At 59.7% G+C, this 17,394-nt stretch carries 19 protein-coding genes and 2 pseudogenes; 10 read left to right on the top strand and 11 right to left on the bottom strand.

Features of this window, described 5'->3' with window-relative positions; all coding sequences use genetic code 11:
• Positions 1-139 precede the first annotated feature (139 nt).
• Complete coding sequence (locus GGR20_RS16015) at positions 140-286, bottom strand: hypothetical protein (RefSeq protein ID WP_183312445.1); 147 nt, start codon at positions 284-286, stop codon at positions 140-142.
• A gap of 119 nt (positions 287-405) precedes the next feature.
• On the opposite strand from GGR20_RS16015, the pseudogene GGR20_RS19290 reads away from it, so the two are divergent.
• A pseudogene (locus GGR20_RS19290) lies at positions 406-597 on the top strand (type I restriction enzyme subunit R domain-containing protein); the annotation flags it as partial.
• A 126-nt stretch (positions 598-723) separates the two neighbouring features.
• Here GGR20_RS19290 and GGR20_RS18490 read toward each other — a convergent pair.
• Positions 724-873 carry a hypothetical protein gene (locus GGR20_RS18490; protein WP_210283224.1) on the bottom strand — a complete coding sequence of 50 codons (150 nt, stop codon included), beginning with the start codon at positions 871-873 and terminating at the stop codon, positions 724-726.
• A gap of 44 nt (positions 874-917) precedes the next feature.
• On the opposite strand from GGR20_RS18490, the gene GGR20_RS19285 reads away from it, so the two are divergent.
• Positions 918-1,223, top strand: coding sequence for a DUF4357 domain-containing protein (locus GGR20_RS19285; protein WP_210283223.1), 306 nt, complete (start codon positions 918-920; stop codon positions 1,221-1,223).
• 270 nt (positions 1,224-1,493) lie between these two features.
• On the opposite strand, the gene GGR20_RS16005 is transcribed toward GGR20_RS19285, so the two are convergent.
• Together GGR20_RS16005 and GGR20_RS16000 are read right to left on the bottom strand one after the other, a co-directional pair.
• Entirely contained in the window at positions 1,494-3,080 is a 1,587-nt protein-coding gene (locus GGR20_RS16005; protein WP_183312378.1) for a recombinase family protein, read from the bottom strand.
• On the bottom strand, positions 3,077-3,685 hold the full coding sequence (locus GGR20_RS16000) for a DUF2924 domain-containing protein (protein ID WP_246349681.1): 609 nt from the start codon (positions 3,683-3,685) through the stop codon (positions 3,077-3,079). The genes GGR20_RS16005 and GGR20_RS16000 overlap by 4 nt, the downstream gene beginning before the upstream one ends.
• A 760-nt stretch (positions 3,686-4,445) precedes the next feature.
• On the opposite strand from GGR20_RS16000, the gene GGR20_RS15995 reads away from it, so the two are divergent.
• From GGR20_RS15995 to terL, 3 genes are read left to right on the top strand one after another with little or no spacing between them, the layout of a single operon-like run.
• On the top strand, positions 4,446-5,795 hold the full coding sequence (locus GGR20_RS15995; protein ID WP_183312377.1) for a site-specific DNA-methyltransferase: 1,350 nt from the start codon (positions 4,446-4,448) through the stop codon (positions 5,793-5,795).
• Between the two features lie 11 nt (positions 5,796-5,806).
• Positions 5,807-6,238: a DUF5681 domain-containing protein gene (locus tag GGR20_RS15990; protein WP_183312376.1), complete on the top strand. Its 432-nt coding sequence runs from the start codon at positions 5,807-5,809 to the stop codon at positions 6,236-6,238.
• The gene (gene terL, locus GGR20_RS15985; RefSeq protein ID WP_183312375.1) at positions 6,231-7,712 is read left to right on the top strand and encodes a phage terminase large subunit; all 1,482 of its coding nucleotides are present in this window, start codon (positions 6,231-6,233) and stop codon (positions 7,710-7,712) included. The genes GGR20_RS15990 and terL overlap by 8 nt, the downstream gene beginning before the upstream one ends.
• Positions 7,713-7,845: 133 nt before the next feature.
• Here the strand turns inward: terL and GGR20_RS15980 are convergent, their stop codons facing one another.
• Entirely contained in the window at positions 7,846-8,148 is a 303-nt protein-coding gene (locus GGR20_RS15980; RefSeq protein WP_183312374.1) for a hypothetical protein, read from the bottom strand.
• A gap of 559 nt (positions 8,149-8,707) precedes the next feature.
• Between GGR20_RS15980 and GGR20_RS19280 the strand changes: the two genes are divergently transcribed.
• The 3 genes and pseudogenes from GGR20_RS19280 to tnpC form a co-directional block, all read left to right on the top strand.
• The gene (locus tag GGR20_RS19280; protein WP_420827455.1) at positions 8,708-9,019 is read left to right on the top strand and encodes a transposase; all 312 of its coding nucleotides are present in this window, start codon (positions 8,708-8,710) and stop codon (positions 9,017-9,019) included.
• Entirely contained in the window at positions 9,016-9,369 is a 354-nt protein-coding gene (gene tnpB, locus GGR20_RS15970) for an IS66 family insertion sequence element accessory protein TnpB (protein ID WP_183312373.1), read from the top strand. Before GGR20_RS19280 ends, tnpB begins: the two co-directional genes overlap by 4 nt.
• A 69-nt stretch (positions 9,370-9,438) precedes the next feature.
• Positions 9,439-10,671 (top strand): annotated as a pseudogene (gene tnpC / locus GGR20_RS15965) (IS66 family transposase); the annotation flags it as partial.
• A 723-nt stretch (positions 10,672-11,394) separates the two neighbouring features.
• Here the strand turns inward: tnpC and GGR20_RS15960 are convergent.
• The gene (locus GGR20_RS15960) at positions 11,395-11,838 is read right to left on the bottom strand and encodes a DUF305 domain-containing protein (protein WP_183312372.1); all 444 of its coding nucleotides are present in this window, start codon (positions 11,836-11,838) and stop codon (positions 11,395-11,397) included.
• 142 nt (positions 11,839-11,980) lie between these two features.
• Between GGR20_RS15960 and GGR20_RS15955 the strand changes: the two genes are divergently transcribed.
• Together GGR20_RS15955 and GGR20_RS15950 are read left to right on the top strand one after the other, a co-directional pair.
• Positions 11,981-13,141 (top strand): hypothetical protein, encoded by a 1,161-nt coding sequence (locus tag GGR20_RS15955; RefSeq protein WP_253560356.1) that lies wholly within the window; start codon positions 11,981-11,983, stop codon positions 13,139-13,141.
• A 55-nt stretch (positions 13,142-13,196) separates the two neighbouring features.
• Positions 13,197-13,802, top strand: a complete 606-nt coding sequence (locus GGR20_RS15950; RefSeq protein WP_183312371.1) for an RrF2 family transcriptional regulator — start codon at positions 13,197-13,199, stop codon at positions 13,800-13,802.
• Here the strand turns inward: GGR20_RS15950 and GGR20_RS15945 are convergent.
• The 5 genes from GGR20_RS15945 to GGR20_RS15925 form a co-directional block, all read right to left on the bottom strand.
• Positions 13,740-14,432, bottom strand: coding sequence for an MgtC/SapB family protein (locus GGR20_RS15945; protein WP_183312370.1), 693 nt, complete (start codon positions 14,430-14,432; stop codon positions 13,740-13,742). The two genes, GGR20_RS15950 and GGR20_RS15945, sit on opposite strands and share 63 nt — an antisense overlap.
• Positions 14,433-14,583: 151 nt before the next feature.
• Complete coding sequence (locus tag GGR20_RS18825) at positions 14,584-14,910, bottom strand: hypothetical protein (RefSeq protein ID WP_246349680.1); 327 nt, start codon at positions 14,908-14,910, stop codon at positions 14,584-14,586.
• Positions 14,911-15,058: 148 nt separating this feature from the next.
• Positions 15,059-16,258 (bottom strand): MFS transporter, encoded by a 1,200-nt coding sequence (locus tag GGR20_RS15935; protein ID WP_210283222.1) that lies wholly within the window; start codon positions 16,256-16,258, stop codon positions 15,059-15,061.
• 159 nt (positions 16,259-16,417) lie between these two features.
• Positions 16,418-16,843, bottom strand: a complete 426-nt coding sequence (locus tag GGR20_RS15930; RefSeq protein ID WP_183312368.1) for a GreA/GreB family elongation factor — start codon at positions 16,841-16,843, stop codon at positions 16,418-16,420.
• 122 nt (positions 16,844-16,965) lie between these two features.
• Positions 16,966-17,343: a GreA/GreB family elongation factor gene (locus GGR20_RS15925; RefSeq protein ID WP_183312367.1), complete on the bottom strand. Its 378-nt coding sequence runs from the start codon at positions 17,341-17,343 to the stop codon at positions 16,966-16,968.
• Between the last annotated feature and the right edge of the window lie 51 nt (positions 17,344-17,394).

Genomic DNA, 17,394 nt, shown 5'->3' with positions numbered 1-17,394 from the left:
CTCCCGCATCACGGCGTAGTCGCTCAGCATCTCGCCAATGACCGAACCATGCGGCAGCAGGGCCAGTTCCTCGGCCGCCCGAGCTTGGAACTCACGGCTATACTCGGGGACCGGCGGACACGCCCGGAGGCCGCCAAGGTCAGAAGCGCCCGTCGCGCAGCCGCTCAGCCAGATCGTCGCGAGAACGAGGGCGGCGCGCCGCCGCCTCCAGCATCCGCCTTTGTGCGTCATCGGTTTTCTCCATGGTCTCAAGGCGTTCGGCGAGGCGACGTGGCGTTCCTCTCAACGGCGCTGCCCTATCTGGGCACGATTAAGGCTCTCGAGTTCGCGGCGCTCATATCTGTGGACCACAACGACCTGCCACATCTGAAGGCCTGAGGCAGTGTTTCGGAGACGAAGCAGCGCATCGAACGCTTCAAGAAGCCACTGTCCCAGGACGCGCTCGCGATCCTGGTGGTGAAAAGCAAGCTGCTCACCGGCTTTGACGCCAAGGTCGAACAGGCGATGTATCTCGACCGGGCCATTTCGGGCGCCGAGCTACTGCAAGCCATCGCTCGCACCAACCGGACGGCGGGAGAGGCCAAGCGCTTCGGTATCGTCGTCGACTACTACGGTGTCGGAAAGAACCTCGCGGACGCTTTGGCGATCTACGACGCGGAAGACCAAAGCGATCTGACTGGCGGCATCGGAAACACGCGCACGCCGTCCGACGACGCGGGCAAGCTACCACTCCCCGACCGCGCAGCCATGGACGAGTTCGTGGATCAGACAAAAACGCTGGTTGGAGCCCTCGGCTGGGATCTCTTTCGAGAAGTCCGCGGTCGTGCGCCGGAGCAGATCGCAGGGCGAGAACTGCCAGAGGCTGAAATCCATGAAAGCCCCCGGTTCTTCTTCGAGGCGAGGGCTTCGCAGCAGAGATGGAGATTGGGCCCTCCGGGGATTTCGTCGTCACAGCAGGTTCGAAGGCAAGGGTCCGGACGACGCGAACGATACCGAGAGGGACGGTCACGCTCCGGAACACCCTTGTCGAGAAGGACGTCCTCCGCGAGGAAGGCGATTTTCTTGTCTTCACAAGCGCCTACAGCTTCACGTCTGCCTCTGCCGCCGCTGCGGCCGTCATTGGTGCGAGCGCCAATGGCCGGATCCTCTGGAAGCTCCCGGACGGACGCAATTACGCCGACTGGGAAGCCTCTCAAGGCATGTCAGACTGTGACTCCGAGTGAGGCCGCTCAAAGGCGGTAGCAAGTTGGATTTCTGTTCCATCTCGCTAATGCCACTCACGTCGAACCGCTTAGCGAACGCTCTCAAAAAGTCCAGAGAATATCGGCCCTGAGAGACCGCTTCCGGGCCTCCCGGCGCGGGGGCCAGTGCTCAGCCCCTCCCGCATAACCCTCGAAAACAACGGAAAAATCCGGCCGCAGCCGGATCGGGAGAACACTTTCGCTGGGGCAAGTGGCGGAGAGGAAGGGATTCGAACTCTCTGTACCAGAACCTCAGCGTTGGGGGCTCCAGCTACATCGAAGAAGCTCTGACTGCTCGTCCCAGTCCATCTCAGCTTCCGTGAGCTGGGTCACGGTCATGCCATTCGAGATGCTGCCATCGACCACCGCCTTCACGACCTCGGGCGACAGGAATGCAAGATTGAGCGTCATCCGAGCGGACCGTTCGCTGCACCCCTCACGCTCGGCAATCTCATGCGTCCCTTTGACCCGTCCGGCGAGGACCTCGTCCAGCCAGCTTCGAGCCTTGGCCATACCTGCAAGCATGCGAGCCCGCGTTTCGGCACGAATTGGCCTGTTCGACCTTTGATCGCCACTCCTGCCGACCACCTGCTGACGTGCTTTCCGCTTGGTTGAGGTCCATGGCCAGCTCATGGCTACCTCCTCTCCAGTGGAAGCAATATAGTGCACCTCCAGGCTGTCTCGCCTAACGATCACCCTGGCGATTGCGGGAGTGAGCTCAGCTGGGTCCTCTGTCACTTCTTCAGGGTTTTGGCTGGCGCTGCTCAAGTGCTCTCGCACTAGCTCCAGCACTGCCTGCTCGATCGCTGGCGCGGATACTCGTGGAACCGACCCGGCCTCCTCTCGCCGACCCTGCTGCAGTGCGAAAGACGTGTAGTAGCGATAGCGCACCCCAACCTTGTTGGCGGTCGTCGGTGTCATGCGGAAGCCTCTGTCGTCAAACAGCTTACCCGCAAGCAGCGCATTTGTGTTGATGCGCATCGTGCTGCTGGGCGCAGCTTCGCTCAGCGCTGTCTGAACTGCCTCGAACTGCTCCAGAGCAATGATCGGCGGGTGATGACCCGAATAGTGCTGACCCTTGTGGCAGACGTCGCCAATGTAAACGCGGTTGCGCAGAAGATAGGCCAGAGGCCCCTTGCTGAACGGCACCCCACCTCTTTGGGTGCCGTCCCGCAGCTTGCTGATCTTGGTGGTGAGCCCCCGCTCCCGCAGTTCTCTCAGGAGCCCGGTCAGGCTCCTGAGCTCGAGATAGCGGCGGAAGATGAAGCGGATTGTCTCTACTTCCGCCGGGTTGATCACCAGCTTCTTGTCTTCTGTGTCATAGCCAAGCGGCACCGGGCCACCCATGCGCAGCCCCTTCTTCTTGCTGGCAGCGATCTTGTCCCGGATGCGCTCACCGGTGACCTCTCGCTCAAACTGAGCAAAGGACAACAGCACATTGAGGGTGAGCCGTCCCATCGAGGAAGTGGTGTTGAAACTCTGGGTCACCGACACGAAGGAGACCTGGCGAGCATCAAAGCGCTCCACCAGCTTGGCGAAGTCTGCGAGAGATCGCGTCAGCCGATCCACCTTGTAGACCACCACAATGTCGACTTCCCCCGCATCAATCGCAGCAAGCAGCTGTTGCAGGGCCGGGCGATTCATCGAGCCCCCCGAAAAGCCACCATCATCAAAAGCGGTGGGCACCAGCGTCCAGCCCTCATGCTTCTGGCTGGTGATATACGCTTCACATGCTTCCCGCTGTGCAGCGAGCGAGTTGAACTCCTGCTCCAGACCATATTCGCTGGAGACACGCGTGTAGACGGCGCAGCGCAAAAGTTTTGCTAAAGCCGCGCTCATTTCCCTTCCCCTGCCGCGGCGTTGCTGGTGTCTTTTTCACGCAACCCGAAAAACCGCGGGCCATTCCAGCGGGTGCCAGTAATCCGCCGGGCGATGTCCGACAGGCTCTGATACTCAGCACCTTGCCAGAGGAACCCGGCCGTGGTGACGGTCACAGTGTGCACGTCATTGCCGAACTCCCGCACCAGCAGTGTCCCCGGCCCAAGCCGCCGCCGGAGCACGGGCGGTACAGTCGGCGGAGCCTTGGCCTTGCGAGTCCCTTCCTGCCGCTCGCGCATGGTCTCACGGTGGATGCGCTCGAGGTAGCGCTGAGTGGCCCGATCAAGATCCCCATGCACTTTTGCCTGCAGACGGTAGGCCAGCAGGCGCATCAACAGGGAGCGGGGCAAGTCTGGTGGTCCGGTGCGGAGCCGTTTCCGCCACAGTACCCGCAGCCCGTTGATGTCCAGCTCCGCGAGTTGCGCCAGGTCGTGTCTCAAACGTTCTTTCCGCTCGTCTTCAAGTGAGGAGGAGCCAGTATGCTCAGGTGGCGGGGAATGCGGCGGACCGGCTGCGATCTCCTCCGCACCTGCCTTAGACAGATAATCAGTTTGGATCAGATCCAAGGCGCGACCTCCAGGTTTTGACGACTGAGCCTGTCACCACCCAAACCCTGCTATGCTAGAAACCGGCGGGGTGATGCACCTCTTTGTGGCGCCACCAGTACCGCTCCAAGCTGGATACAAGTCCAGTCCGAAGAGCCGGGAAGACCGCCTGTGCAGGGCGCATTCATGGCGAATCCCATCTCTTGCCTTTGCGAACCGTTCTCCAAGTGCGCCGACCTCAGCCGACGGAAAGCAGACGAAATCACGGGGAGAACAGCAGCAGAAACCGGCCAAAATGGCTGTGCTAAGTTCGTCGGGGAGACCGGCTCACTCGAGCCCGGTAACCGCTAAGCCTTTTATTGTGGCTGCATTTCCCACATCACGCGAGAGCACGTGGTTGCGTAGGGAGTGGTTGGTGGTGCACGCATCCACATCTAAACCCGTCTCCGGTGCGGTTTCCTTGCCCTGAGGGAAATCTGCAGGGAAAACCGCAGTTCGTTGTTGTTCCCGTTGGGCTCGCATTTTGGGCGCCGGATCTAAGCAGTTGACAAATCTTCACGAACCTGCTGGTGTCCGTCTCGTCATTTCTTGATGACTTCACCACCTCGAGCAGCACCCCGTTGAGGGAGCAGCACAAGGAACTCTTCTCGTTTGTCGTGAGGCAGACGGGGCCATCGCCGTACATCCGGCTGTGGTTGTTTCTGGCTGCAAGGAGCGCTCGATGCGTAACGCCAAACAATCCCATACCAAGACTTCACTCGAAGCACTTTACAAGGACTGCTTGCCGATCATCGAGCAAGTCCCTGTGGCTACTCTTCGCCCCTATCAGAGGCAGTTGAAAAAGCACTCGCCACAACAAATCGAGCTGCTTGCGAATTCCGTCCGCACCTTCGGGCTGGTACAGCCTCTTGTGGCAGACGAGAACAACATCGTCATTGCGGGCGCTGGCTTGCTTCAGGCCGCGATCAAGGTCGGGTGTGAGCACGTCCCCGTCGTTCGCGTGAAGCATCTCGACGAAGCGTCGAAAAAGGCGCTGCGTATCGCTCTCAACAAGCTCGCCGAATTGTCTCAGTGGGACGACAGCCTGCTTGCGATCGAATTCAACGACATGCTGGAGTTGGAGCTCTCTGTCGAGGTCAACTTCGATTTCAGTATCACCGGCTTCACGTCTCCCGAAGTCGACCAGTTGATTTCCAACGCCGACAACTCGCAGGCGGATGACCCGGATGTTACGCTGTCGACGGGGGAGCGGGTGATCTCTGAGCTTGGGGACCTTTGGCTGCTTGGCGACCATCGCCTGATCTGCGGCAACTCGCTCGAGGAGGAAACCTACAAGTCCCTCCTTGGGAGCGAGCGCGCTCACATGGGCATCCACGATGCTCCGTATGACGTCAAGATCGAGGGCCACGTTTCGAGCTCAGGCCGGCACACTGAGTTCGTGATGGGCTCGGGCGAATTGGGTGACGAGTTCGTCCCGTTCTTGAGCCGCTTCTTGAAGGCCAGCAAAGACTTCAGTCTTCCCGGGGCCTACCAGTATTGCTTCATGGACTGGCGCCACATGATGGAGATGAGCACGGCCGGTCAGAACGCCGGGCTGGTGCTGAAGAATCTGTGCGTCTGGGATAAGGGCGTGGGGGGCATGGGCTCGCTCTATCGCTCCCAGCACGAACTTGTCTTTGTGTTTGCCGACCCCAAAGCGTCGGGCACTAACAATGTCCAGTTGGGCAAGTTTGGTCGTAACCGCACCAATGTCTGGTCTTATCCTGGTTCGTTCGCCATGCGCGACGAGCTGGCGCTCCACCCTACCCCCAAGAATGTGGCCATGATCGCAGATGCGATCCGCGACGTGTCTCCGCGGAATGGCATTGTTCTCGACGCCTTTTCTGGCTCGGGCACGACGATCATCGCCGCTGCCAAGACCGGTCGCCGGGCCTACGCCATCGAACTCGACCCCAAGTTTGTCGATGTGGGCGTGAAACGCTGGCAGGAATGGTCTGGTAAGACCGCGCATCACGCTCAGACTGGCCTGAGCTTCGCCAAGCTGTCCGAGCTGCGCCAGGAGAGCCGCGAGCAGACTGTCTCTTCTGCCTCCGCTCCCTCGCGCGTGCGCCGCCGCGTCCGCATCGGCTAAGGAGATGAGCCATGGCGGGCAAAAAGAGCAAAAACGGCTCCGGTGACTACACCGTCGGCCGCGGCAAGCCACCAGTGGCAAGCCGCTTCAAGCCGGGTCAGTCCGGCAACCCCGGGGGACGTAAAAAAGGCAGCCGGAATTACAAAACCATTTTGGCCGAGGTCATGGAGTCTGAGATCGCAATGACCGATAATGGTCGCAAGCGCACGGTCACTAGGTTCGAGGCACTGCTCCTGTGCGCAGTTCAAGAAGCCAAGCACGACCCAAAGGTTCGTAGTGACCTGTTTGACAGGTATGAGCGCTGCGATGACGGCGCCAGCCAGATCCAGGAAGAATTACCCGAGGAAGATCGGGAAATTATCGACCGCGGTCGTCAACGCGCTGGCGCCAAGATGGCTTCGAACGCCCTGAATGGCGATGAAGGCGCGCCGGACGATGACTAATCTGATTAAGCCGGAGCGCGAGCTACGTGCCTACCTCCGGCAGGATCTGAGCTGCTTTGTTGAAAAGGCCTTCAAGACCCTCGAGCCCAGCACGACCTACGCGCCCAACTGGCATATCGATCATCTCTGCTGGCACCTTTCCCGCGTGGCTGCCGGTCAGTGCACCCGGTTGATCATAAATGTGCCTCCACGGTCCATGAAATCGATCACGGCATCCATCGCCTTCCCCGCTTGGCTGCTCGGGCATGACCCATCCAAACGCATCATGTGCGTGTCCTTTTCAGATGACTTCGCCCGCAAGCTGTCAGTCGACACACGCACTCTGCTGCAGACGGATTGGTATCAACAGACGTTCCCTCGCATGCGTTTGGCATCAAAACGCCCCCGCAATACTGAACTCACCACGACCGAGCATGGCTATCGCTTCGCTGCGGGCAACGGTGGCTCAGTGCTCGGCCGGGGTGCAGACTTGATCATCGTCGACGACCCGATCAAACCCACCGCCACGCTGTCCAGCGCTGAGCGGCGCAGGGTGAACGAGTTCTACGACAACACCCTCTACACCCGGCTCAACAACAAGCAGACCGGCGCTATCGTTATCATCATGCAACGTCTTCACCAGGACGACTTGGTGGGTCACGTCCTCCCTAAGGATGACTGGGAGGTCGTTTCGATTCCTGCCATCGAGACTGAAACCCGCTCGTATCGCCTGGGCCCTGCCCCAGAGCATGTCTATCGGAGGCTCGCGGGCGAGGTGCTCCACGAGGCCCGCGAACCTCGTGAATCGCTTGAGCGGACTCGCCGCTCTCAAGGCTCGCTGACTTTCTCGGCCCAGTACCAGCAATCTCCCGTTCCCCCTGAGGGGAACATCGTCAAACTCGACTGGATCCAGCGCTACCATAAGCTCCCAGACGCATTCGACTTCAAGATCGCAAGCTGGGACACAGCATCCACTTTGTCCGAAAACGCAGACTATTCTGTTGGCACTGTCTGGGGTGCCAAAGGTCTGGATTTTTACCTGATCGATTTGGTCCGCGGTCGCTTTGAGGTTCCTGAGTTGCGCCGCCACGTGGTGAATCTGGAGCACCGCTGGGAGACGCATCAGACTGTTATCGAGGATACCGAATTGGGCCGGGCGATCGCGCAGGATTTGCGGCGCTCGGGAGAATGTCGGCCTATTCTGAAAAAACCCAGGTTTGACAAGGAGGCGAGGTTCCTGATGCAGTCCGCTCGCTTCGAATCTCACCAGGTTCACGTCCCTCAGGACGCTCCCTGGCTGGCCGACTGGTTGGACGAGCTGCTCGCCTTCCCAAACTGCAAACATGACGATCAGGTGGATTCCACCAGTCAGGCTCTGAGCCATTTGTCTAGCCGTGCATTTTCGCGCAACCGCAACCAGGCTCCGAAAATGTTGCGGCAAGAGGGGCAGAGGCCGATCGGCCATGATTTCTACCGGCGAGGCCGGGCGAAATAATCTAATCAGGTGGTGGGGCAACCAGAGCCCGGCGGATCGCCGCGGTCGGTGCACCGCCAATTAGGGAATGCCTTGCCTCTGCCGCTCACCAGCACAAGTGCGGCGACTAGGTTCGCAGTTCAGAGCTCCTGATCTATCGGGAATATTCCGGCAAGTTCTCAAGGCAGAAAGTTCCGCTGCTCACGACCGCGAAGGTGTCCAGCCGTTCGAAGATTGTGTTCGTCCAGCCATGCTGCATGCCGGGGACATATTCATTGATGTAGTAACCAGATACCTTGCACATGCCGCTATCGTAGACCACACCGCCGCGGATATGGACCGATTCACCGGGCTCATCGATCCCGGCCAATGGTTCACCGTCTCTTAGCGTCAGGCTATCCTCCCCGCCGAGCTCACATCCGACGTCTCCGCTATCGAACACGGCCCATATATACACAACTCGGCCATCCCCAGTGGGTGCGGATGAAGCCAGCCAATCATCGACAATGAGTTCAGGCTCCCAGTATGTAATGGGGACCTTGAATGGATGTTCGGCACAACTGGGAAGGTATTGTGCCTGTGCTGCAGAGACTAGCAATACCGAAATGGACGGCGCCATTAGGCGGGACGAAATACGCATAGTAAATCCTCCGATGATGACCAAGTTTACTTGGCAGGCAACACCATCGCTCTTCCACCGCCCCAGTCCAGTCAATTCCTCCCTAAGAATGTCTCACTCCCTCAGCATAGCCAAAGTAGGCCAAGAGATGGCTCCCGTCATAAGCGGGCCAGGACCTGCTCGTCTTCACTGCCACCACTGACATTCGATGGCCCTACAGACTCTTCAGCCGTAAGCGCTGTCCCACGCCCATCTTCTGCCATGCTGTGAGCCATGAGATTGCGCACTGATTGATGTCAGTGCGGGAGTTTCTCCATGGACGCTCCAATGGAGCTTCTCACAAGTGGCGGGAGGCGGCGTCGCAATCGGCAGTGGCCTGATGCGGTGAAGGCGCGGATTGTCGCCGAGACTTTGCGGCCGGGGGGCGACCGTCAGTGAAGTTGCGGAGCGGCATGGGCTGAAGGCCAACCATGTCTCCTCTTGGCGAACCCTTGCGCGGAACGGGAAACTGGTGCTGCCGGCACCAGAGGATGCTGTGGAATTTGCGACGCTGATGGTCGATCCCGTTGATGAGGCACTGGCGGCGGCGGAGCCGGCGGTATCGGCTGGGCCGGAGGTCGTTGTGGGTTCAGTGACCATCCGGCTGGAGCCAGGCGCTTCGGCGGCCCGGATTGCCTCGGTGGTCCATGCGCTGATGGCGGCCTCATGATCTTCCCCTCCAACCGAGTACGGGTAATGGTGGCGACCAAGCCGATCGACTTCCGCAAGGGCCATGACAGCCTGGCGGCGATGGTGAAGAACGAGCTGCACAAGGACCTGTTCACCGGCACGGTCTTTGTGTTCCGCGCCAGGAAGACCGACCGGCTGAAGCTGCTCTACTGGGATGGCACCGGGTTGGTCATGGCCTACAAGCGGCTCGAAGAGCATGAGTTCACCTGGCCTGCAGTGAAGGACGGGCTGATGACGCTTAGCCACGCGCAGTTCGAGGCCCTGTTCTCCGGGCTCGACTGGCGGCGGGTTCGGGCCGTGGAAGCGCGGGCTCCAGAAGCCGTGGAATGACTGCGGCAGGATGACTCAGGGCTTCTCTTTTTGCGGGTGTGGCGGCGCCTGATCTGGTAGATTCCGGTCATGCTCGATACCGCCGAACTCCCCGACGACATTGCCGCCCTCAAGGCGATGCTTGTCGCTGCGGCGTTACGCGATCAGCGCAAGGATGAGCGGATCGCCCAGTTGGAAAAGCTGGTTGCCGCGTTCAAGCAAGCGGCCTTCGGGCGCCGATCGGAAAAGAGCGATCCGGACCAGTTCGAACTGGCGCTGGAAGATCTGGAAACGGCCATCGCGGCCGTCCACGCCGAGGACGAAGCCGAGGATCGCGCCGCCCGGCGACCGGCCAAGCGGCGCAGCGCCAATCGTGGTTCGCTCCCCAAGCACTTACCGCGGATCGAGGAGATCATCGAACCCGAAAGCCTGGTCTGTGGCTGCGGCGGCGGTCTGCATTGCATTGGCGAGGACGTCTCTGAGCGGCTCGACGTGATCCCGGCCCAGTTCCGGGTGATCGTCACCCGCCGCCCCAAATATGCCTGCCGCTCATGCACCGACGGGGTGGTGCAGGCTCCCGCCCCTGCGCGGTTGATCCCGGGCGGGCTGCCGACCGAGGCCATGGTCGCCCATGTCCTGGTCAGCAAATATGCCGATCACCTCCCGCTCTATCGCCAGGCGCAAATCTACAGCCGTCAGGGTATTGATCTGGATAGATCAACGCTGGCCGATTGGGTCGGTCGGGCCGCATTCGAGCTGCGTCCGGTCTACGATGCCCTGATGGCGGACCTGAAACGGTCATCGAAGCTGTTCATGGACGAAACCCGCGCGCCGGTGCTCGATCCTGGGGCGCGAAAAACCAAGACCGGATACTTCTGGGCTTTGGCCCGCGATGATCGTCCCTGGAATGGCACCGCACCACCCGGTGTGGCCTTCACCTATGCCCCGGGCCGAGGTGGCCTTCATGCCGAACGGATATTGCAGGGCTTTGGCGGCATTCTGCAGGTCGACGGTTATGCCGGCTATAACCGACTGATCGCGCCCGACCGCGTCGGCCCGGGTATCCAGCTCGCCTATTGTTGGGCCCATGCTCGGCGCAAGCTGGTTGAGATCACACGCGCCGGCACTGCCCCGATTGCAGAAGAGGGTGTGCGGCTCATCGGCGAGCTCTATGCCATTGAAGCCGATATCCGAGGCCTGGGCCCGGATAACCGCCTCGCCGCTCGCCAGCAGCGATCAGCACCGGTCGCCGCACGAATAAGAGAATGGCTCGACTATCATCGCGCCCGCGTCTCCGCAAAAGCGCCGCTCGGGGAGGCACTGAAAACTCCTCTTCACACTGATCTAGGCCTAGAGGTAGGCGAAGATAGTAGCCTACTCGTTCAAATTCAGCACCCAGAGCGTTCGCATAGTCCTGCATCTTTGCCTGTGCGATCTCAGCCCCAAACTGCCTTGTGGCCTCCGCAGCAAGAACGTCAAACCGGTGACCGTATATCCTCTCCTTATAGGGGTTTCCTCCATCCTCTTGGTTGAACTGTTCAAGCCCACCATAAATCACCGCGCATACCACTATATTTTCAGCCACCGGTAGTCTCGGCGTCATATCGGCCGCGCATTCCGAAAGTATGGGCGGGAGGATGAGCATGAAAACTGCGACTACGACCGGATGGTGGATGTGCACTCTTTCCTCATCATCAGTTTCATTTGCGAACGTATTCGCGGCAATGTCCTGTTTGCCGAATTTACGCCGAAAAGTAGACAGTCAGCAAACCACCCCGTTTCGGCCAACGTCTGTGGCAAAGCGGACGGGCAGTTTGTGGGTCTACGCCAGGGCTCGCTGAACGTCTGAATTGGGGCGCATCGCTGCCCGGCGGGTTTGGATGCCTCTGCCCTACGTGCGAGCTTCCGAAAGGACGAAGTCGGGGCCGATGGCGGACTGTCCGGTTTTTCACGAAGGTCAAGAAAAGCGGCCAGATCGAAGCGTCTTGAAGAGTTGAATCTTCAGGCCTCGACTTCGTGTCCCAGAGCGCGCTGTCCGCTGTTCAATTATTGATGCCTTCGCGCTAGCCAGGCCTGCATTTCGGCGATCTCAACCTGTTGCGCGCTGATGATCTCCTGGGCGAACATCTGGATCCATGGGTCTGTCGCATAGGTCTGCGCGACTTGCGCCATTTCTACGGCGCCCTGGTGGTGCGGGATCATGGAACAGACAAAGGCGGTCTGAAAATCGGCTGCCGTCATGCCGCGCATCATGTCGGAATGCATCGGCTCCATCGTCTGGATCAGGGCCGCAATCTCCTCGCTTTGGCCCTCGGCCATGATGTCGAGATGCTCTTGCATGGAAACACCGCCATGATCCGAATGCACGTCGCCGCAGACGGACGGCAATGGTAGGGCAGCAACTTCGCTCGCCGGCTGGTCCCGTACCAGAAGCGCACCGGCGAAAGCGACTGCCAGCAGAGATGCCGTACCGAGCTTCAAGACATCCATCACTTAATCCTTCTCGCAAGCGTGTCGACCGGACATTGCCTCAACACGGAAATCTTCGACTTGATCGAGATCAAAGATGCAGCAGAAATGAATGTTTAGAAGGCTCCCATTTGCAGCACGCACAGATCAAACGGAGCTTGACGTGGCAGACAATAATGAACCCCGGAGCCGCACACCCATACGGACGGCTCTGGGCCTTTCCTTCACCGCCTTGATTGCGACCCTCATGGCCGCCGGCCCGGCCCATGCCCATGTGAAGTGGTTCGCGCCCTATGTGGTGGGCGCTGCACCCGCCCCCATTACCGACACCCTCGCCAATGGCTGGTTCTGGGCAGGGATTGCGCTGGTTCTGGTGTTTTTCGCCGCCACCGTTCTGGTGGAACGCAGCCCCTCTGCGACCCCGGTCAACGGTATGCTTGAACGCCTGACCCTGCCGCTTTGGCGGCGCGGCGACGATTTCATGCGGGCGGTCATCGGCGCCTTCTTCGTGGCCATCTTCGCGGTGGGCGGCGTTTATCTCACGCCCGATCTTCAGACCCCGAACGAATGGGTGTCGTGGCTGCAGCTCCTGATCGCGCTACTCGTGTTTTCGCGGCGCACCATGCCCCTGGCTGCGGCTGGCATTATCGGGCTCTGGGTGATTGCGCTGCGGGACTATGACTTCTTCCACCTGCTCGACTATCTGGCCCTTGGCGTTGGTATTGCGGGCTATCTTGCACTGGCTGCAGACCCCGAGAGCAAATGGTATCAGCATCGCTTCACCGTGTTGCGCTGGGGCGTTGCAATCGCGCTGATGTGGTCGAGCCTTGAAAAGTTCGCCTATGCCGAATGGTTCTACCCGCTGGTTGAAGAGCGGCCATTCCTGACCTTCGGCATGCCACGCGACATGTTCATTCCGATGGCCGGCGTTGCCGAGTTCACCATGGGATTTGGCCTGCTCTGGACCTCGCTCATTCGTCGGCTTTCGGCGGTCGCCCTGATCGTCATCTTCACCGCTGCGGTCTACCCCTTCGGTCGCATAGACCTGGTGGGGCACGCCCTGATCATGGGTACCCTGTTTCTGATTGCGGCCGATCCGACGCCATCGGGACTCAAACTGCCAAAACTGACCCCGGCTATCGGCAGCGTGCCCGCCGGCCTTCTGGCAGCAATGGTTCTCATAGCCGGGGCATACTGGGGATTGCATGGCACCTTCTACGACTATCAGGACCAGGGGCCAGCCGCGACTGCCGAAGGGCAGTTGCTAACCCATCGGCCTAACGCCGAGTACCCGCACGCAGAAAGCGCAACCACAACCCAATAGTGCTTACCGGCGGCAGCCTCCCAGTGCGCAGGCTGCCTTGCTATCAGGAGCAAGCATGCGTCTCACTCAGTTCTCCGACTATGCCTGGCGCCTTCTGATGCATGTGGCTGACCGAGACGGTCAGCGCACAACGATCGCCGAGGCTGCCAAGGCAAACGCCATATCACGCAGTCATCTGATGAAAGTCGCCCAGCGCCTTGCTCAGGAAGGGTTTCTCAAGCCCGGCAGAGGGCGCAATGGCGGCCTGATGCTGGGCAAGCCGCCCGAGGCTATCACCCTTGGCGACGTGTTGAGGGTCACGGAACCCGGCTTTGCCCTGGTCGGCTGCATGGCAGGAGAATGGTGCCTGTTTGCAGATCGCTGCCAAGTGCCTGCTACGCTGGACCGAGCGCTGCAGGCCTTTCTCGAGGTTGCAGATCAGCAAACGCTGGCTAACGCCACTTCCATCGAACAAGGCGGTCCAAGCGGACTGACCAAAGAATGTCGGGCTGACCGGCGCATTCTCCCAAGCGACACTGGAGCGAGCCTGACGTTGCCCCCAACTTTTGCCTGTGTTCTCGAAGACGGTTCGAATGTCTCACCAGATGCAAGTCCAACCTCACTCTCCAGTGGGCATGATCCGGTATTCGCTTACCTGTGGTCGCTCACGGAGCTTTTGTGACAATCCGTCTATGCTCCTGCTGCGACCACTGCGTATTGTGGTGCGATACTCGACCATCTGACCACTAGCCGAGAGTCGATGCGAAAGGTTCTGAGCGCTGAACCCTTCCTCAAGAACGAGGTCACGCAATTCTGCTTCTGACAATGCGGCTTCGCGGTCGAAACGAACAACCAGTTGAGCATGAAAGGTTCGTGGCAGGTGTGACTCAATCCATCGCAGCCCCGAAAGCACCAACAGGGTGGCAAACACACCGGCGCCGGCGGCAAAATAGAAACCAATGCCGATCAGAACTCCAATGGCTGAGGTGATCCAGATTGTCGCCGCAGTAGTCAAACCGCGCACAGTGGCACCCTCCTTGAATATCACGCCGGCCCCGAGGAAACCGATCCCGGTCATGATGCCTTGCGCCATTCGTGTCGGGTCAGTTCGAATGGTTTCGATGGCGACCTGCGTCATCCAGCTGTCCTGAAACACGGTGACCAGCATCAGGAGTGCAGAGGCCAGGCACACCAGTGCATGCGTCCTGAACCCTGCCGGACGCCCGTGAAAACCTCGCTCAAAACCAATAGCCGCACCGGCGATGAGAGACGCCAGGATACGAACGACCATTACGGTTAGTTCTTCAATCATTGGAACTCCAGATATGAACGTCAGAGCAAGCCGGTGGTGAACTGAACTGGGCGTCCAGCAAACCTGCTCGGACCGATTGAGTGTCGCCAGCGGGCCCGTCTGTTCGCGGTCTCAAAGGAACCAGCCATCTGACAGGCCCGTTGGCCCCTTGTCACAGACGCGCTTCAGCGAGCTTTTGCAGAACCATCTGGCGATCCTCGAGCGACTTGAGCCGCACGGTCATCGTCTCGGTTTTGATGGGGTTTGCGGCGGCAGGCTGAACTCCAGGCCAGGGGCGTGTTCGCGCGCCCAGGTCGTGAAACGCTGGATTTTGTGGCTTCCGGTTATCGGCAGCGTGACGCTGTATTTGAAGGTCATATTCTTTGTTCCATGCAGGTCCGGGGGGCGACAGCGCGCAGTTGCGCAGCGCCTCACGCCGGTGGTGGTGCTTGATGGGTGTTGTTGGTCGGAAGTCCTGATGCAGCCAGGCAATGGCCACGGATGCATCAGGTGGTTAGCTTTTGGGCAGGCCGACCTTTCGGTAGGGCTTGTGCAGGATCACGTGCGCAGAGCTGCGACGCGTGTCCGCCATCTTCGTTGCGGTCGTGTTCGCCAATACAGACGGCCCGGCGCCACCTGCAGACTACTCACACCGGCCTCCGCAAAGCCCAGAATGCCAGCGCTCCGAGAACACAAACCAGACCGAGAAAGACAAGGACCCCGGATAACCCAAAGCCGGTGTTGACGGGAGCAGACAGGGCCTGAAGCACGGCCGCTCCGGCGAAAAAGGCCAGGTTCACTGCTGCCAGGGCTTTGCCTGCATGCTGTGTACTCACCGCAGCGCGACCCAGGCTGAACAGCAGGGGTTGAACGGAGATCAGCGCCCCAAAGACGGCGATCAGCACCACATCGTAAAGTGCCGGCAAGTCAGCGACGCCAAATAGCCAAGCCACGAAGCCGCCATTGGCCCCGGCCGTAAGCAGCAACAATGCTGAACCCGCCAGAACGTGACCAATGGTGAGCATCCCATAAGGCCGATTAAAACGACGAGCGATCAGACCAACAACCATGGGCATCACAATCAGCATCAAGGTCAGTCCGAGCAGTGCGGTGCCGGCCTCGATCCTGGACAGGCCCTTTGCGTCCATCAGCCAGGCGCCGCCCCATAGTCCGCGCACACCGATCATCACCGCGAATGAAACAAATGCGAGGATCACCACTCCCCGCAAGGCTGGCGACAAGCCAATGGCAATGACCTGCTTGATTTCAGGCCAGATGTCAGCCGGCCGTTCCGTCGATGGCCGAAGTGGCTTGATGGCGAGTTGTACAGTGGTGAGCACGGTAATGCTCAGCAGCGCGGGTAGTCCGAACGCGAGGCGCCAGCCAAAATGCTCAATCACCCACGCCATCGGACTGGCAGAAAGGACCATCCCGCTATTGCCAACTGCAAGAACCACTGCAGACCACAGCGCAAACTGGGCGGGTTCGGTAGTGCGGGCAGCATAGGTGAGTGGGCACAACAACATTCCGCAACAGCCGATGCCCAGCAGCGCCTGGGTTATTGCAAAACCTGCCGGTCCTTGCACCAGGGCCGACAGGACAGAACCGAGCGCCACAATGCTCAACAAAACAGAGACCACCGATTTGACGCTATAGCGGTCGAGGGCCACCCCGATCGGAATCTGTCCGGCGGCAAATGCCAGATGATAGAACCCCGTCATGGCTGCAATGTCACCGGTCGAGACTGCCAGATCGCTGGCGACAACATCGCTGGAAACAGCAGGCAGTGTGCGCACCATGTTGGAAATGGTGTGCCCCAATGCCAGGACGATCAGAGGGAATGCCACCTGCCAAAGGGCACGGTGCGATTCCCTGGAGGTCGGTCGCGCAGGAAGTCTGGTACTAAAGGTCATAAGCAGGTACTTGCTGGTGATGGAAAACCGCTGTGGTAGGCCAATTCTGGCGGCGGCACTGAAAATACTGACGGAACTTTCCTCAAGCATTCGCTATAGATTGCACCCCCCCGGGCGAATGGTAGTTCCATCGGCCTCAGGCTGGAACAGGACCATTTCGAGCTCCAATACCTCGGGGCTCTCTCGGTTCATCGGCGCCAGCGTAATCTCTTCATCCTGCCACATACCCAGTAGGCCCAGGCCGCGTCGCGACTTGATGGAGAGCGCGTGCTGTTCTTTTCCGCGATCTGGCTGCAACACCAGTTTGTGCTCCAGCGCGCGGCCACCATTGACCCGATAGCGGACAAAAGATCCAATAGTGGCAAGCTCAGGCTCAACTTCGTCAACATCAATGATCAATGCGCTGCGCAGTTTCTCGGTGAGTTGCTGGTAGTATGCAGCAGAAACCAGGCCGTTCTGTTTGGCCAAGCCAGACAGAATTGCATGGTCTCGCTGGGTGAGCATGGGACGGTTGGACATTTATTGTACCCAGTTACAAATGAGATCCCCGAGCGGGACCTTGTCCACCAGGGGTGCCAGGGATGGAAAGCCAAGGGCCCGGCGGCTGGCGCGCTCGGGCGGGGATCACCGGAATTTCCAGTTCATGTAGATATCTGATCACTCACCGAGTGAACCTTGACAGTCCGCCTTTTCCCATTCCGCTCCGTCCAGCGCATGGTCTGACCCGCGCGCAGCCCCAGCAATGCTGTGCCGATGGGTGAGAAAATGGAAACAGCGTTCGCTGACGCTTCGCCCGGATAGGTCAAGCGTATGACTTGCGCCTCATTTTCATCAATGGTGGCCAGAACCGTCGAGCCCATTCTGACCACAAAGGGTGGCAGCAATCGGTCATCAACCACCTTAGCCCGCCCAAGCTCATAGAGCAGGTCATCGGCAGCATCCGCACTGTGCCCTGTTCCGCCCATCGCCAAAACCAACAGGTCGTGCCGATCGGCCTCACCGACGATGATCGTCGGCAATCTTGAACCAAACATGTCTACTCCTACCAGATCAGTAACAGCATCAATCGT

It is taken from the genome of Devosia subaequoris (assembly GCF_014197055.1).
Taxonomy (GTDB): Bacteria; Pseudomonadota; Alphaproteobacteria; order Rhizobiales; family Devosiaceae; genus Devosia; species Devosia subaequoris.
Note: the sequence above shows the minus strand (reverse complement) of the source record. Positions and strands in the feature narration are given on the sequence as shown.

What these genes read in the sequence shown, in the direction of transcription:
- tnpB (WP_183312373.1), top strand. Translation starts at nt 9,016, where the DNA reads ATGATCTTCCCCTCCAACCGAGTACGGGTAATGGTGGCGACCAAGCCG.
- GGR20_RS15960 (WP_183312372.1), bottom strand. Translation starts at nt 11,838, where the DNA reads ATGGATGTCTTGAAGCTCGGTACGGCATCTCTGCTGGCAGTCGCTTTC.
- GGR20_RS19285 (WP_210283223.1), top strand. Translation starts at nt 918, where the DNA reads ATGGAGATTGGGCCCTCCGGGGATTTCGTCGTCACAGCAGGTTCGAAG.
- GGR20_RS18490 (WP_210283224.1), bottom strand. Translation starts at nt 873, where the DNA reads ATGGATTTCAGCCTCTGGCAGTTCTCGCCCTGCGATCTGCTCCGGCGC.
- GGR20_RS16005 (WP_183312378.1), bottom strand. Translation starts at nt 3,080, where the DNA reads ATGAGCGCGGCTTTAGCAAAACTTTTGCGCTGCGCCGTCTACACGCGT.
- GGR20_RS15945 (WP_183312370.1), bottom strand. Translation starts at nt 14,432, where the DNA reads ATGATTGAAGAACTAACCGTAATGGTCGTTCGTATCCTGGCGTCTCTC.
- GGR20_RS15950 (WP_183312371.1), top strand. Translation starts at nt 13,197, where the DNA reads ATGCGTCTCACTCAGTTCTCCGACTATGCCTGGCGCCTTCTGATGCAT.
- GGR20_RS15990 (WP_183312376.1), top strand. Translation starts at nt 5,807, where the DNA reads ATGGCGGGCAAAAAGAGCAAAAACGGCTCCGGTGACTACACCGTCGGC.
- terL (WP_183312375.1), top strand. Translation starts at nt 6,231, where the DNA reads ATGACTAATCTGATTAAGCCGGAGCGCGAGCTACGTGCCTACCTCCGG.
- GGR20_RS15930 (WP_183312368.1), bottom strand. Translation starts at nt 16,843, where the DNA reads ATGTCCAACCGTCCCATGCTCACCCAGCGAGACCATGCAATTCTGTCT.